15 protein-coding genes are annotated in these 15,051 nt (G+C 39.4%); all 15 read left to right on the top strand.

Annotated features, from left to right (window positions below; genetic code table 11):
- Window positions 1–209 precede the first annotated feature (209 nt).
- The 15 genes from AAHT65_RS06045 to AAHT65_RS05975 all read left to right on the top strand — a co-directional run bounded on the left by AAHT65_RS06045 (window position 210) and on the right by AAHT65_RS05975 (window position 14,863).
- On the top strand, window positions 210–497 hold the full coding sequence (locus AAHT65_RS06045) for an autorepressor SdpR family transcription factor (protein WP_343311150.1): 288 nt from the start codon (window positions 210–212) through the stop codon (window positions 495–497).
- Window positions 494–1,129, top strand: coding sequence for an SdpI family protein (locus AAHT65_RS06040; protein ID WP_343311149.1), 636 nt, complete (start codon window positions 494–496; stop codon window positions 1,127–1,129). The genes AAHT65_RS06045 and AAHT65_RS06040 overlap by 4 nt, the downstream gene beginning before the upstream one ends.
- A 332-nt stretch (window positions 1,130–1,461) precedes the next feature.
- On the top strand, window positions 1,462–2,667 hold the full coding sequence (locus AAHT65_RS06035) for an ornithine--oxo-acid transaminase (protein ID WP_343311148.1): 1,206 nt from the start codon (window positions 1,462–1,464) through the stop codon (window positions 2,665–2,667).
- A gap of 233 nt (window positions 2,668–2,900) precedes the next feature.
- On the top strand, window positions 2,901–4,304 hold the full coding sequence (locus AAHT65_RS06030) for an amino acid permease (RefSeq protein WP_343311147.1): 1,404 nt from the start codon (window positions 2,901–2,903) through the stop codon (window positions 4,302–4,304).
- A 73-nt stretch (window positions 4,305–4,377) separates the two neighbouring features.
- Window positions 4,378–5,268, top strand: coding sequence for an arginase (rocF, locus tag AAHT65_RS06025; RefSeq protein ID WP_219946907.1), 891 nt, complete (start codon window positions 4,378–4,380; stop codon window positions 5,266–5,268).
- A 53-nt stretch (window positions 5,269–5,321) separates the two neighbouring features.
- Complete coding sequence (locus tag AAHT65_RS06020; RefSeq protein ID WP_343311146.1) at window positions 5,322–5,792, top strand: GNAT family N-acetyltransferase; 471 nt, start codon at window positions 5,322–5,324, stop codon at window positions 5,790–5,792.
- A gap of 221 nt (window positions 5,793–6,013) precedes the next feature.
- Window positions 6,014–6,763: a hypothetical protein gene (locus tag AAHT65_RS06015; RefSeq protein ID WP_343311145.1), complete on the top strand. Its 750-nt coding sequence runs from the start codon at window positions 6,014–6,016 to the stop codon at window positions 6,761–6,763.
- 62 nt (window positions 6,764–6,825) lie between these two features.
- On the top strand, window positions 6,826–8,001 hold the full coding sequence (locus AAHT65_RS06010; protein WP_343311144.1) for a hypothetical protein: 1,176 nt from the start codon (window positions 6,826–6,828) through the stop codon (window positions 7,999–8,001).
- A gap of 50 nt (window positions 8,002–8,051) precedes the next feature.
- The gene (locus tag AAHT65_RS06005; protein ID WP_343311142.1) at window positions 8,052–8,228 is read left to right on the top strand and encodes a hypothetical protein; all 177 of its coding nucleotides are present in this window, start codon (window positions 8,052–8,054) and stop codon (window positions 8,226–8,228) included.
- A 108-nt stretch (window positions 8,229–8,336) separates the two neighbouring features.
- Window positions 8,337–9,554: a formaldehyde dehydrogenase, glutathione-independent gene (fdhA, locus tag AAHT65_RS06000; RefSeq protein WP_106272185.1), complete on the top strand. Its 1,218-nt coding sequence runs from the start codon at window positions 8,337–8,339 to the stop codon at window positions 9,552–9,554.
- Between the two features lie 185 nt (window positions 9,555–9,739).
- A complete protein-coding gene (locus AAHT65_RS05995; RefSeq protein ID WP_063638403.1) occupies window positions 9,740–9,910 on the top strand; it encodes a CxxH/CxxC protein in 171 nt (56 codons plus the stop codon).
- A gap of 80 nt (window positions 9,911–9,990) precedes the next feature.
- Window positions 9,991–10,470 carry a 23S rRNA (pseudouridine(1915)-N(3))-methyltransferase RlmH gene (rlmH, locus tag AAHT65_RS05990; RefSeq protein ID WP_044429977.1) on the top strand — a complete coding sequence of 160 codons (480 nt, stop codon included), beginning with the start codon at window positions 9,991–9,993 and terminating at the stop codon, window positions 10,468–10,470.
- A gap of 134 nt (window positions 10,471–10,604) precedes the next feature.
- The gene (locus AAHT65_RS05985) at window positions 10,605–11,237 is read left to right on the top strand and encodes an SLATT domain-containing protein (protein WP_106360295.1); all 633 of its coding nucleotides are present in this window, start codon (window positions 10,605–10,607) and stop codon (window positions 11,235–11,237) included.
- Between the two features lie 19 nt (window positions 11,238–11,256).
- Complete coding sequence (locus AAHT65_RS05980) at window positions 11,257–12,693, top strand: reverse transcriptase domain-containing protein (protein ID WP_343311141.1); 1,437 nt, start codon at window positions 11,257–11,259, stop codon at window positions 12,691–12,693.
- A 142-nt stretch (window positions 12,694–12,835) separates the two neighbouring features.
- Window positions 12,836–14,863 carry a hypothetical protein gene (locus AAHT65_RS05975; protein ID WP_343311140.1) on the top strand — a complete coding sequence of 676 codons (2,028 nt, stop codon included), beginning with the start codon at window positions 12,836–12,838 and terminating at the stop codon, window positions 14,861–14,863.
- Window positions 14,864–15,051 lie beyond the last annotated feature (188 nt).

Raw genomic sequence — 15,051 nt, 5'->3', positions numbered from 1 at the left:
TAATAGTCTTAACATTCATTATTTTAAAATAAATAATGAAGGAAATGCAAAAAAATTTTGCGCTTATCTGTTTAAATAAAAACTTTTTTAATAAAACAAAATAATTGGGAACTGAGTAAATATATCTATTTGCATTTTCAGGAAAACAGATTAATATTTAGACGTTTACTTAAATATCTAAATATTAATGTATGAGAGGGGGAAAGTTTTTGAATAAAGCCTTTAAAGCACTAGCCGATCCTACTAGGAGAAGGATTTTAGATTTATTAAAGAAACAAGATTTGACAGCTGGGGAAATTGCAGAACACTTTGAAATGTCAAAACCTAGTATTTCTCATCATCTTAACATATTGAAGAATACTGATTTAGTTCTCGATGAGAAGAAAGGTCAATTTATTATCTATTCATTAAATACCACTGTATTACAGGATCTTATAGGCTGGTTCTTTTTCCTAACTGATTCAGAACATGATAAGAAGAAAGGTGGAGAATCATGAAAAAATATCTCTTTTCGGTAGTTATCATTGTTTTAACCGTTTTAACATGGGTTTTCACATATTCATCTTTACCAAACGATTTGGTGACACACTGGGGAATAAGTGGAAATGCAGATGATTACTCTTCGAAATTTAACGCAATGATGACGTTTATTGGCATAATGATTATTCAATATATTTTAATGGTTACCATCCCTAAGATTGATCCTAAAAATAACTACAAAACATTTATGCGCCCATATATGGCTATATTTAATACAATGTTTGCGGTTCTGTTTATAATTAACCTTATTACCATTTTGACTGGACTAGGATACGATCTCCCTATACCTTATTTAGGAAGCTTTGTATTGGGGGCGATTTTCATGGTGTTTGGAAACTTTATTCAGATAGTTAAGCCTAATTTCTTTTTGGGAATTAGAACACCATGGACGTTGAGCAATGAAAGGGTTTGGAAGGATACACATAGAGTTAGTTCAAAACTTTTTGTCCTAGCAGGAGTTATCATTATGCTTACTGCATTTTTTCCATCAACTTATAAAGAATCAATAATTTTCACTGCTGCAATTGGCTGTATTATATTATCAATAGTAAGCTCCTATTTTATATATCAGAGACAGTTGAATAAATGAAACTTTAATGTGAAGTAAGGAAAAACGAAAATGACTATGATGATGTTTCATCATAGTAAAAGGAGCAATCCCCAATTGGATTGCTCCTTTTTTTGTTGAGTTCTAACTGTTTAGTTTGCTTTTAAATGAATTTCTTCATAATTTAAACGAGAAATGCAAAAAAATTTTGCGCTTATCCTTTCTTTGCACATAAACTGCCTGAAATTTTTGCAGGAAAACCGAGAATTTTGACGAAAAACCTCATTCTTTCGCTTTGGCACGGAACTTGCATTTATAAAAAAGGGAAAGCAGCATAACATGTTGAATCACACATTACAGGGGGAATGAGTATTATGTCAGCTTTATCAAAATCTCAAGAAATCATCAGCCAAACTTCACATTTTGGGGCAAACAACTATCATCCGCTTCCGATTGTTATTTCTGAAGCGCTCGGTGCATGGGTGAAGGACCCTGAGGGTAATGAATATATGGATATGTTAAGCGCTTATTCGGCTGTCAATCAGGGGCACAGACATCCGAAAATCATTCAGGCATTAAAGGATCAAGCCGATAAAATCACGCTCACTTCACGTGCATTTCACAATGATCAGCTGGGACCGTTTTATGAAAAGACAGCCAAGCTGACGGGTAAAGACATGATATTGCCAATGAATACGGGAGCCGAAGCTGTTGAATCCGCCATCAAAGCGGCAAGACGCTGGGCTTATGAGGTAAAAGGGGTAGCGGACAATCAGGCGGAAATTATCGCGTGTGTCGGAAACTTCCACGGCCGGACAATGCTGGCGGTTTCTCTTTCTTCTGAAGACGAATATAAACGGGGATTTGGCCCGATGCTTCCTGGGATTAAGCTGATTCCATACGGAGACGCAGAAGCGCTGCGACAAGCGATTACGCCGAATACAGCAGCCTTCCTATTTGAACCGATTCAAGGAGAAGCGGGGATTGTGATACCGCCTGAAGGCTTTTTACAAGAAGCGGCGGCTATTTGTAAGGAAGAGCAAGTGCTGTTTATTGCTGACGAAATTCAGACAGGGCTCGGCCGTACCGGCAAAACCTTCGCCTGTGACTGGGAAAACATTGTGCCGGATATGTATATCTTGGGGAAAGCGCTTGGCGGCGGCGTATTTCCAATCTCATGCATTGCGGCGAACCGTGATATTCTGAATGTGTTCAACCCAGGCTCACACGGCTCTACTTTTGGCGGCAATCCGCTCGCTTGCGCTGTATCTATCGCCTCTCTTGAAGTTCTGGAGGATGAGAAGCTTGCTCAGCGTTCACTGGAGCTGGGAGACTATTTTAAAGCTGAAATAGAGCAAATTGATAATCCGATGATAAAAGAAATCCGCGGAAGAGGACTTTTCATTGGGGTGGAACTGACAGAAGCTGCGCGCCCTTATTGTGAGCGATTGAAAGAAGAAGGATTATTATGCAAGGAAACTCATGAAACCGTTATCCGATTCGCTCCGCCGTTAATCATTTCTAAAGAGGATTTGGACTGGGCGATCGAAAAAATTAAACACGTGCTCAAAAAAGCATAAATCCGCTTAAGCTCGCGATATTCACAGCATCTGTATAAATTTTCAACGACAAATTAGCCACTCACTATTTGCGCAGCTTCAGTATTTTAGTATAATGTATCTTTATGTATTAAAATGAATTTGATATTAAATAGATAACAGATAGAGGCTCTTTGGACAGCAAACTGACATCAGCACGATAGGCGGGTGTTACAGCTTAGATCCAATACAAGTTGCTGAAAGGGTGCAGATATGTGAATACGAAACAACAAGAAGCAAATCAACTCAAAAGGACGATGAAATCACGGCATTTGTTCATGATTTCATTGGGAGGAGTCATAGGGACCGGTTTTTTCCTTGGAACCGGTTATACCATAAATGAAGCGGGGCCGCTCGGTGCGGTTCTGTCTTATTTAACAGGCGGTTTTATCATGTACCTGACGATGCTCTGTTTAGGAGAGCTCGCGGTCGCCTTGCCGGTATCAGGATCGTTTCAGACCTACGCGACAAAATTTATCAGCCCGGCCTTTGGTTTTGCGGTGGGGTGGATTTATTGGCTCGGCTGGGCGGTTACGGTCGCTTTGGAGTTTTTGTCGGCGGGCCAGTTAATGCTCCGCTGGTTTCCGCATGTCGGAGTGTGGGTGTGGTGCCTCGTATTCGGAGGATTGCTGTTCCTGCTGAATGCGTTGACCGCTAAAGCATTTGGTGAATCGGAATTTTGGTTCTCAGGCATTAAAATTCTCGTCATTTTACTCTTCATTTTTCTTGGCGGAGCTGCGATGTTTGGCCTTATCGACTTGAAAGGCGGACAAGAAGCGCCTTTATTCTCTCATTTTTATGAGGACGGGTTATTTCCTAATGGAATCCAGGCTATGCTGATTACGATGATTACCGTGAATTTCGCCTTCCAAGGGACCGAATTAATCGGGATCGCCGCGGGAGAAAGTGAAAATCCGGAAAAAACCGTTCCCCGGTCGATCAGACAGACCGTTTGGAGAACCCTGATCTTTTTCGTATTATCGGTTGCGATTATTGCTGGAATGATTCCTTGGAAACAAGCCGGTGTCGTGGAAAGTCCGTTTGTCGCAGTATTTGACCAAATCGGAATTCCGTACGCGGCTGATATGATGAACTTTGTCATTTTAATCGCCCTGCTTTCAGTGGCCAATTCCGGGTTATTTGCATCCACGCGGATCATGTACTCCATGGCGAATGACGGACAGGCATTTGCGTTTTTAGGAAGAGCCAATAAACGGGGGATTCCGATGAACGCGCTTTTGGTGACATTGCTGTTCGCCAGTCTTTCTCTGCTTTCAAGCGTTGCGGCTAAGGATACTTTATATATCTGGCTGTTGTCGATGGCGGGAATGAGTGCGCAGGTCGGATGGATCACCATTACGCTGTCCCAATTGATGTTCAGACGAAAATATATCCGTGACGGCGGAAAAGTAGAAGACTTAAAGTTTAAAACGCCACTTTACCCGATTGTGCCGATTGTCGGTTTAACATTAAACACGATTGTTCTCATAAGCCTTGCTTTTGACTCAGAACAGCGTATGGCTCTGTATTGCGGCGTTCCTTTTATGGTGATATGTGTTGTTATTTATCATCTGTTTATCAAAAAACGCCAGCAGGCAAATAAACAACTAGAACTCTAAATCATTTTTGTCCAAGTCATCTTTGCTGTTACCCGCACAGGACAACATCATATATGTTGAGGTGGAATTACAGATGAATAAGCAAATTTCAATTATTGGAATGCCAATGGATTTAGGACAAGCACGACGCGGAGTTGACATGGGGCCGAGTGCGATACGATATGCCCATCTTATCGAACGGTTATCAGAAATGGGTTATTCGGTTGAAGACCTCGGCGACATCCCGATCAACCGCGAAAATATTAAAAATGACCAAGAACTGAAAAACTTACATTCCGTACTGGCGGGGAATGAAAAGCTCGCCCAAATGGTCAACAATGTCATTGAAGAACAAAAATTTCCGATGGTCCTAGGCGGCGACCACAGCATCGCCATCGGTACGCTGGCCGGTACGGCAAAGCATTACGATAAGCTCGGCGTCATTTGGTATGACGCACACGGCGATTTGAATACGCTTGAAACATCACCATCAGGCAATATTCACGGTATGCCGCTTGCCGTCAGCCTTGGCATCGGCCATGAGTCATTGGTGAATCTGGAAGGCTACGCGCCGAAGATCAAACCGGAAAACGTCGTCATTATCGGAGCCCGTTCACTAGATGAAGGAGAGCGCAAGTATATCAAGGAAAGCGGTATGAAGGTATACACCATGCATGAAATTGACCGCCTCGGCATGACAAAGGTCATCGAAGAAACCCTTGATTACCTGTCAGACTGTGACGGCGTCCACCTCAGCCTTGATTTAGACGGACTCGATCCAAACGATGCACCGGGTGTCGGCACCCCTGTCGTCGGCGGCATCAGCTACAGAGAGAGCCACCTGGCCATGGAAATGCTGTATGATGCGGGGATCATTACTTCCGCTGAATTTGTAGAAGTGAATCCGATCCTGGATCACAAAAACAAAACCGGAAATGCAGCAGTTGAGCTTGCTGAATCATTGCTGGGCAAAAAATTGCTATAAAAAGAAAACCTCCGTCTGCACGGAGGTTTTTTTATGAAATAGGAGGAGGAAGTATGCCGATCACATTGAAACCGATGGAGGAAAGAGAATTCCAGGCTTTCTGCGCGTATTCAAATCAACACTATGCAAAAGAAAAAGTAACAGCAGGTACATGGACAGAAGAGGAAGCAGATGAGAAAGCAAAGGCCGCCCTCCGCCAGCTTTTGCCGGACGGCTTACAAACACAGCATCACCGCCACTGGAGCATCATACGCAATGAGATGGAATCCATCGGCTGGCTGTGGCTGTATATTGATCCGACTCATCCACAGCGAGCAGCCTTTATCTACGGCTTTGGCTTGTATGAGCCATACAGGGGACAGGGCTTAGCCAAACAAGCGCTGGCCGCATTAGACGTCAAGGCGAAGGAGCTGGGCGTCAAAAAACTGTCTTTGCATGTGTTTGCCCATAATGAAACAGCACGGCGGCTTTACGAACATACCGGCTATACCGAAACAGATATCAGCATGAGCAAGGAACTATGATGGGAAGAGAGGGCTGCGTCAGAACAGTCCTCTCTTTTCTTTATGTCCTTTGTCAGACTATCTCTAAAGAATCATTTTTTGATTAGCCCATCTCGATTTATCCTGTGTACAAGAAATATTTTTAAAAAATTGTAAATTTAATAGACTATTTGTAATAATCTGATATTATAATGAATATATGGAACTTAATTTCCATTAAAACAATGAAAAGAGGCGATGTAATGAAAAGAAAATCGAAGGTTTATGGCGTGATTCTATCCTTCACTCTGGCTCTCACTCTCACCACACCACTGTCAAACGCGCAAGCCGCAAAAACGTCAGCAGACTATCCTTATGCCGAAGAAATAGCTGCACTCCAGCCAGGCACCACTCCTGAAGAAGTCATCCAATCTGCAAAACAGCTCGCAAAACAAGAGAACGTAAAAACAGAAGATATCCTCAAACAATTCCATCAAGAGATCACCGCTGACAAAGCCGAAGGAGACAAAATCGCCAAAAAAAGCTACTCGACCATGGGCGGCTCCTCAGGCTCGAAAAAACTGCCGAAAAGCTCCAAAGGGAACATTTATTATACCAACTCTTACACAGCCTACTATAACCACGGACATGTCGGAATGTATTCCGCCGCGGACAAAATTGTTGAATCTGTACCCGGTGACGGAGTCAGACAGATTGCCTACAACGCCAGAGATGTAGAGGATAACTCCATCGTGCAAAGCGTCAGCGTCACATCCTCCCAAAAAACAGCCGCAGCCGACTGGGCGGTATCCAAGGTCGGAGATGCGTACTCTTTTAACTTTATCAACAACAGAAACACAGGACATGACGGCGCGAAAAACTGTTCGAAATTATTATGGTCCGCCTTCTTGCTGAAAGCGGGTATTGATGTTGACAGCAATGGAGGAGCTGGGGTGTATCCGCGTGACATCACAAGCTCCTCATATACAACAACCATTGCGACCATTAACTAAATAAACAGATGGAAAGCCTGAAAAGCGGTTCTTTTTGGGCTTTCCATCTTAAGGAGAGGGCAATGAAGAAAAAATCATGGTGGATCATCTTGCTCAGCATTGTCATCGCCGCGTCTGCCGCAGTCGCCATATACGCATCATCAGCCGAAAAAGGCTATATCGCCGTGGATAAAAAGGATCTGAAGCAGAAGGACTTTCTGGATGATAAGGACGCACTGCTTTACTTTTCAACCGCTGCTGATCAGGATACATTCGGCGGCGGAAAAAGCTATGCCCTATTTGCCGGCCAAAACGGCAGCCTGTCTTCTTTTAAGATGCGGGGGCTTGAACAAGGCTCTGCCGGCGTAAATGGCGAGAGTGTCATGCTGGAGGATAAAAAAACGATTTTCACAATCAAAAACGGGCTTACAGCCTATGACAGAACGTATCAGCATACAGGAGACAGCGCCGGTTATGTTGGAGACCAAAACGGCTTCTACACCCTGTATAACTCCGGATTTGATAAAGACGGCAATCACTACCGCTCAGAACTGTACCGCCAATTCAACGGGAAATGGAAAAAGGACGTCATCCCCTACTACATCCGCGCTTCCGGGTTTGACGGCGATTCCATCTATGCGCTGATTCCGACGGATGATGAAAAAGGATACAAGATACTGAAAATACGAGCTGACCAAAAAGACCTTACCTATGAAACGATAGCGGAATGGACCTACAAAGAAGGAACTTCGGTCGAATCCCAGCTCGCGGCTGATCAGGAATCGGTCCATTTTGTCGTACGGGGTGAAAAAGCGGACAATATCTATCAAATGGTCAAAGTCGATAAAAAAAGCGGCAAAGTTGAACTTCACGACATCGCTACATACAAAAACGACGAACAAGTCCTATACGACTCCATGCCGTTCAGCTTCAAAAAAAGCTTTTTCTCCTATCAAAAGCATCTTTATTTCATCGACGGCTTCGGCAAAGTCTATCAAATCAACTCCCAAACAGGTAAAAGCAAACCCGCCTTCACGCTTTCTCAAGAAAAAATGAAAGCCGATTTCAAAGAGATTCACAGAAAAGGCGACAAACTCTATTTCTTCACATACAGCTACAACAAACCGGCAAACATTGAGCAATATAGCTTGAAAACAGGGAAGAAGCTTAATGATAAAGAAATAGAAGATGTAAAAAAAGTCGTGACCCTGAAAAGCCATTTGAAGCTTTATGATTTTCAGGTATTGAAGGGTTTTTGATAGAAAAATGGAAATATAGAAAAAAGGAGATGATGGGAAGGAGAAATAACATGAGCAAAAAACGTGTCATACTGCTGGCAGCCATGATCACCCTGACCTCAACAGCCACCGTGTTTCTTTTAAATAGAGGAAAAACCGATTGGTTTGACATCATCGGCACAATTATCGCTTGTTTGGCAGGCGTTTTGATTGCTTTGAAGGTAGAGAAAAAAGGGAAAAAGCAGTGATGATAAAGGGAAAACGTGATCCCGGACCGAAATCATCTGAGTAGCGGGATTGCCGATTTTGCAGAAATCCAAGCGAATTCTATTTTTATATAAGTTCTAAAGGGAGGAATGGCGTTGGCAGCGAACAAAGCGGTTGTGTATAAAGGAAATGGAAACGTGGCGGTGGAAGACATCGGATATCCGGAATTAATTCTGAGGGACGGGCCCGGCGTTCCGAAAGCAAATGTCAATCGGAAATGTGAGCACGGCGTGATTCTGAAGGTCATCACCACCAACATCTGCGGAAGCGATCAGCACATGGTGAGAGGACGGACGACAGCACCCAAAGGCTTAGTGCTCGGGCATGAAATCACCGGTGAGGTTATTGAAGCCGGCCGGGATGTTGAATTTATCAAAAAAGGCGACATCGTATCCGTTCCCTTCAATATTGCCTGCGGTCGATGTGTCATGTGCAAGACGCAGAAAACGCATGTCTGCCTCAACGTAAATCCGGATCGGCCGGGATCGGCTTACGGCTACGTTGATATGGGCGGATGGGTCGGTGGACAGTCGGAATACGTCATGGTGCCGTACGCCGATTTTCAGCTTTTGGTATTCCCGGATAAAGAACAAGCATTAGAAAAAATCCTCGATTTAACGATGCTGTCCGATATTTTCCCAACCGGATTTCACGGCGCTTATACAGCGGGTGTCCAAACCGGATCAAGCGTCTATATCGCAGGAGCGGGACCTGTCGGCTTAGCCGCCGCACACTCCGCCCAGCTTCTCGGCGCTTCTACAGTTATTGTCGGCGATTTGAACGAAGACAGACTGGCACAGGCGAGAAGCTTTGGCTGTGAAACCGTCAACGTGCAAAAACACGACCGTCTAGGCGAACAAATTGAACAGATACTCGGCGAACCAACCGTTGATGCCGCCGTCGATTGCGTTGGGTTTGAAGCATCGGGACACGGCAATCAAGGGGAAGCCCCCGCCGCGGTGCTGAACTCCATTATGGATGTCACCCAAGTCGGCGGAAGCCTCGGCATTCCGGGCCTATATGTCACCGAAGACCCGGGCGCAAGCGACGCAGACGCCAAAAAAGGCTCATTAAAAATCCGATTCGGCCTAGGCTGGGCAAAAGCCCATACCTTCGTCACCGGACAAACACCGGCCATGAAGTATAACCGCAATCTCATGAAAGCGATCCTGAGCGGCAGAGCGCAAATCGCAAAAGCCGTCAACGCCACCGTCATTTCACTGAACGACGCGCCAAACGGATACAGCGACTTTGACAAAGGCGCAGCGAAGAAATTTGTGATTGATCCGCATGGAACATTAAACTAAATCAAGAGGGAAAGCCGGACGTTCTGGGAACGCCGGCTTTTTTGTATCGAAACAAATTCATCAACAGCTTTGCTTGTCGAATTGTGGATAAAACTCAGCCCGAAGCACTACTAACATGTGAATAAATAGGTTATATTGGGAAGAGAACATTTGCAGAATGCAAGAAAACATCGGAGGATTCAAAAATGAAAAATGCTTATTATTCCTGTGAAGAACACATCGAAACCGTGCTGGATATGTACATAGACGACCACGAACTCCCGCCCGAAATCAGAAAAATCGAACATACTAACAGTTTATCCACAGCCTGTGAATTATGTGGGGAGCCCGCAGTATATATAGTGGGGAACGAATGATCTTACACAAAATACAGAAAAGATATCCACAAATGTGGACAACATATATGAATAACTTGTTTCTAAGGTGGGGATGACCTGTGAATATCAATATTGTGACAATCGGAAAACTAAAAGAAAAATACCTCAAGCAAGGTATTGAAGAATACACAAAACGACTTTCGGCCTACGCAAAAATCGACATCATCGAACTCCCGGACGAAAAAGCGCCGGAAAATTTAAGCGACCAGGACATGAAAATCATAAAAGACAAAGAAGGCGACCGCATCCTATCAAAAATCAGCCCCGACGCCCACGTCATCGCCCTCGCCATCGAAGGAAAAATGAAAACATCCGAAGAACTAGCCGATACAATAGATAAGTTGGCTACTTATGGAAAAAGCAAAGTCACCTTCGTCATCGGCGGATCACTCGGATTGAGTGACGCGGTGATGAAGCGAGCGGATGAAAAGCTGTCGTTCTCGAAAATGACTTTTCCTCATCAGTTGATGCGGTTGATTCTGGTGGAGCAGGTTTATCGGGCTTTTCGGATTAATCGTGGGGAACCTTATCATAAGTAAGTGAGGTTTTATTAGTAGCGAGAAATATGAAAGCACATCAAATTAAATTATGGGGTGCTTTTTAACGGTCAAAAAATTTCTAAATATTTGATAGTTTAAGTTAGCTTAACAGAAAAGAGAGAATAGGTGAGAATATGGAAAGAAAGTATAAAGAATTAGATATAAAAACAGAGATAGAGAAAAAGATGAATACACTTAATAAAACAAGAAATACAAGAATAAAGATGAGCTTGAGATTGAAAAAATACAGTGAACAATGGAAGGTTGTCATGTTTATATTAAACATAGAGGCAGTGATATTTGTACTCTTATCGCTTGGTGGTCAAACTATTAACTCGATTTTTACAGACAAACTTTTTAGTATTGTTTCAGGAGTATTTTCAATTTATGTAATACTAATACAATATTACATAGGGGAATTAAATTACAATGAAAGGGCATTGAAAGTACATTACCATCAATTGGATATAGAGGATTTAATTTTAAGGTTAAAGGCCTTAATAATTAAAGATAATTCGAAAGAAAATACTTTGGACGAAAGTAATCTTATTAATGAATATAATATTATCATGTATGAATATCAAACCGTATTAAAGAATAATGAGAATCATGACCCTGTTGATTATGAAAAAAACGCTAGAGAAAGTATGAAAGATAAACAAAATTTAAAAAGGGTTTGGGATTTAACTGTGGATAATATTGTCTTAAAATTCAATATAATATTATTTATATTATTTCCCATAGTTACTGCAATTATTATATTTTAAATGGAAGTGACGGAAATAGATGAGTAGCATAAAATCCATTAAGGAACTAACTTTTCAATATGTTATTTCATTAAAAAATAATTATAATCCTCAAACTCTAGCAAATACTAACTATCTACTTAGTGAAGGAAGAGAAAAAGTTTTAGAAATACTAGATATGCCATTAGATGTATTTTGTAGCAAGTATAAACCTTATAAGGTCAGGGACTTTGTATATAAAAATGATTATTTTACTCCTAGAAATATGTTCTTAATACATCCATTGTATTACTTATACTATACATATCTTGTATTTTTAATAGCAAATGAATCATTTAGGACAGAGAAAATAGATTTCTCAAATAAAAATATGAAAGTCTATTATTCTGGTTATCTTGATTTGGGATTTTCAAAAAAGCAAATTACCGAAAATGCTAGGTATAATGAAAGCTATAAGTTATTTCAGAAAGAACAAAAAATATATCGTGGCAAACCAGCTCTCAAAATTGATATAAAAGATTTCTTTAATTCAATTAAGGTAAAGGAATTAATAAAAACAATAAAGTACTTATTAGGAAATATTAAATATGTAAATGATTTAGAGGAAATTTTGGAATACTGTGGGTTTGATTATCTACCTCAATTTCATTATTCAATAGCTTCTTCTATACTATCGCAATTTTATTTAACAAATTTTGATAATAAAATTCGAGAGTTATTAGTTAGGGAAAATCTCCAACTAATTCGTTACGTGGATGATATGTATATAATTTTTTTAGACGGAATTGAAGATAGAAAGAGAAATAACGCAATACTTAATGAAATTAGTTATTATTTATGGGAGCACTCACTGGTTTTAAACACATCAAAAACTGAAATGTTAAGTGTATCACAATATCAAGTAATTACGGAGTCGTTAAGTGAGAATTATGAAGATGGTAATTACAAAGGATTTTCTAGTGGAAGTTTGATAGAAAATAAGGCTTTAGAAATTGTTGAAGGTGGATATCTAAATTTAATTGTAGATACCTTATGCAATATAGAAGAAGACTATGGAATCGATTTAAAAAAATATAAAGAGTTAATGGAGAAATATATAGCAATTAATGGTGGAGAGGTAAATAAAATATGGAATAATATTATTTTTTCTGCAAAATGGGAAAAACTTGATACAAAAGAGTTGATTGGGTTAATAAAAAATTGGGAATATATATTCTTTAATCCCAACCAGTTTACAGTATTATATTTAATGATTTATAGACATCTGGAGAAAAGTGGACTTGTAAATGATAATGGCTTAAGGATAAGAGAAGTATTAAATTATCTCTTTAAAAATGAAACTTTCACTTTACGCGATACCTTGGTTGCTATATCCTACTTATTTCAAAGGAATTTAAAGCATAAGGATTTAATTCAAAAAATAAAAGGAGTAAATCAAGAATATGTAGATTTTATCCAAAGCTTTATTACAGATTGAGAAAAACCTCATTTAGATACGTCACGGAGAGCCTTATCATAAGTGAATGGGATCTTAATATTAAAGTCTATCTTCTGAACTAGGTAGGCTTTTTATTCAATGTTATATTTTAATTGGTATTTTAGTTTGGAAGGTGAGATAAATGTTTTTAATTGATCCAAAAAATTACCCCAAACATAGGGAATGGAATGCAAAAGTATTTTCACTGCCGAAGATCCCCAGAAGTGACATGGGGCAGCCTGTTGTTTTAAGAGAAATTTTAAAAGCGTTAGTGAATAAAGTTCCATATGGCACAAAAATGAAGTTTAAAGGAAGTACCAGTGAAGCAACGCTAGAAAATTTATGTAGATGGTTAAGACCTATTGGTCTAATCTATAAAGAAGACGGTATATGGAAAATATCAGAGGAAAGCAAACGATATTTAGAGTCTGAGGATGATTTATACTTAACAGCTTTATTTTGCGCTAATGTTAGATTTATTGGTGAACTTCTTGTAAAACTTGATAAACCATTAACTACTATGGAGTTATTAAATACAGCTAATAAAGACTATAAATTAAATTGGGATACCAAGTCCGAAGTTGGTAATAGATTGACGTGGTTCAGACAATTAGGTTTAGTGAATTTTAATGATTTTAAAAATACTTATTGCTTGACTGAAAAAGGAAAGGAATTTATAAAAAATATTAGTTATGTAAAGCCCGAAGAAATAGAAATCATTGGAGACCCGACAACTATAGAAACTGACATTCCCGTTTCTTTTTGGGCAGAAGAGTTAATTCAAAAGAGTCAAGAACAACTTAAATCCAGAAAGCCGTCTATAGGCTATATCCCAGGAAATATTTCTGAAGTATGTAATACATTTAATGGATACATTCAATTAATGTATTCGACTGTTGATAAGGAATCCTTTTTGAATTATTCAAAGGAAACCTTTAATATATCAGTTTCTTCGGCAAATTCTTTTGTTACAACTTTAACCAATATTGATTTTTTAGAACGAAAGTCTAGAAATTTGTATGAGGCTACAGAAATAGCGAAAAAATGGTTAACTACTAAATCAGCTTTAGATTTAGTTTTCTGTTTACATGCAAAAGTATTATTTATATTTGAAATGTTAAAGGAATTAGAAAAAGAAAGTTTATCTGTTAAAGAACTAGCTGTAATCGCAAAGGTATCTTATGGATTTGAGACTGAAAGAATAGAGGAGATCAGAAAGCGACTAAATATTATGCAATGTGCGTTACTCGTTCAAGAAGAAAGCCCGGGTAAATATTGTTTAACGCAAAGAGCAAAAAATATCCTAAAAAAAGTTTTAATACAACAAAAAATAGATATAGAAATTAAAAGTGAGATTGAAAACAATCAAAGTGAAAATAACTATTCAGTAGTAAATGAATATTTAACCGAACCTCGTTTGGCTTCAAAAGACTCTTCAAACCCTGCAAGATTTGAGAAAGCTATTACAGGTGCTTTTTCAACCTTAGGCTTTAATGCAACTTGGCTTGGTGGAGCAGGTAAAACGGATGTGTTAATACATTCTCCAAGTATTCCGAAATATTCATATACTGTAACCGTCGATGCAAAATCAACACAATCAGGTGTAGTCTCAGAAGGACAAATAAATTTTGATACATTAAAAGAGCATAAGAAACTACACTCAGCTGATTATATTGCGGTTGTAGGGTATTCTTTTCAAGGAGAACGTTTAGTTAAACGAGCAATAGAACATAAAGTAGTTTTGATAGATATTGATTCGCTGGAAAAATTAATTAGATCCCATTCTCAAATTCCATTGCAAGCTAATGCTTATAAAAATATATTTTCACAAGCAGGCAAAGTTGATATTAGTTGTTTAGAAGTCGAAAGGAGAGAAATTAAAAGATCTGGGAAACTACTACAATCTGTTATGGAGTGTCTTGTTGCGGAAAGTAATGATCCTGTGACCGAAGGTTTGTTACAAGAAAAAGACATATATAGAACTTTAAGAAATGATAATAGGTTTGATACACCGCCTTCATTAGAAGAAATTGCTGAAATGTTGCAGTTTTTATCTTCACCATTAATAGGATGTGTTGATCGATCTAAGGAAGGTTATTATGCGTTAGGTACAGTATATGATGCTATGAATAAATTTAATTTCTATGCTAAGTCATGCTCAGTTGAATAAATATAATCAAAAGGAAAACATACTTAAACTAGTTATGGTGATACCATAAATAAAGAAAAAAAGTTATAAGTACAATCGTATTTTATTTTTTGGAACGGGTAATGGCTGTGTGAAAAATCATCGTTATCCGTTTCAAATTAATAGCATGTCTATTATTAGTATAGGTCTTGATATGTTGACTTCTGTAA

It is taken from the genome of Bacillus atrophaeus (assembly GCF_039519175.1).
GTDB classification, from domain to species: domain Bacteria; phylum Bacillota; class Bacilli; order Bacillales; family Bacillaceae; genus Bacillus; species Bacillus atrophaeus.
The sequence above is the reverse complement of the archived record's forward strand: the minus strand, read 5'-3'. Positions and strand labels throughout refer to the sequence as shown.

What these genes read in the sequence shown, in the direction of transcription:
- AAHT65_RS06020 (WP_343311146.1), top strand. Translation starts at nt 5,322, where the DNA reads ATGCCGATCACATTGAAACCGATGGAGGAAAGAGAATTCCAGGCTTTC.
- AAHT65_RS05980 (WP_343311141.1), top strand. Translation starts at nt 11,257, where the DNA reads ATGAGTAGCATAAAATCCATTAAGGAACTAACTTTTCAATATGTTATT.
- rocF (WP_219946907.1), top strand. Translation starts at nt 4,378, where the DNA reads ATGAATAAGCAAATTTCAATTATTGGAATGCCAATGGATTTAGGACAA.
- AAHT65_RS05995 (WP_063638403.1), top strand. Translation starts at nt 9,740, where the DNA reads ATGAAAAATGCTTATTATTCCTGTGAAGAACACATCGAAACCGTGCTG.
- AAHT65_RS05975 (WP_343311140.1), top strand. Translation starts at nt 12,836, where the DNA reads ATGTTTTTAATTGATCCAAAAAATTACCCCAAACATAGGGAATGGAAT.
- AAHT65_RS06040 (WP_343311149.1), top strand. Translation starts at nt 494, where the DNA reads ATGAAAAAATATCTCTTTTCGGTAGTTATCATTGTTTTAACCGTTTTA.
- AAHT65_RS06005 (WP_343311142.1), top strand. Translation starts at nt 8,052, where the DNA reads ATGAGCAAAAAACGTGTCATACTGCTGGCAGCCATGATCACCCTGACC.
- AAHT65_RS06035 (WP_343311148.1), top strand. Translation starts at nt 1,462, where the DNA reads ATGTCAGCTTTATCAAAATCTCAAGAAATCATCAGCCAAACTTCACAT.
- AAHT65_RS05985 (WP_106360295.1), top strand. Translation starts at nt 10,605, where the DNA reads ATGGAAAGAAAGTATAAAGAATTAGATATAAAAACAGAGATAGAGAAA.
- AAHT65_RS06015 (WP_343311145.1), top strand. Translation starts at nt 6,014, where the DNA reads ATGAAAAGAAAATCGAAGGTTTATGGCGTGATTCTATCCTTCACTCTG.
- AAHT65_RS06010 (WP_343311144.1), top strand. Translation starts at nt 6,826, where the DNA reads ATGAAGAAAAAATCATGGTGGATCATCTTGCTCAGCATTGTCATCGCC.
- fdhA (WP_106272185.1), top strand. Translation starts at nt 8,337, where the DNA reads ATGGCGTTGGCAGCGAACAAAGCGGTTGTGTATAAAGGAAATGGAAAC.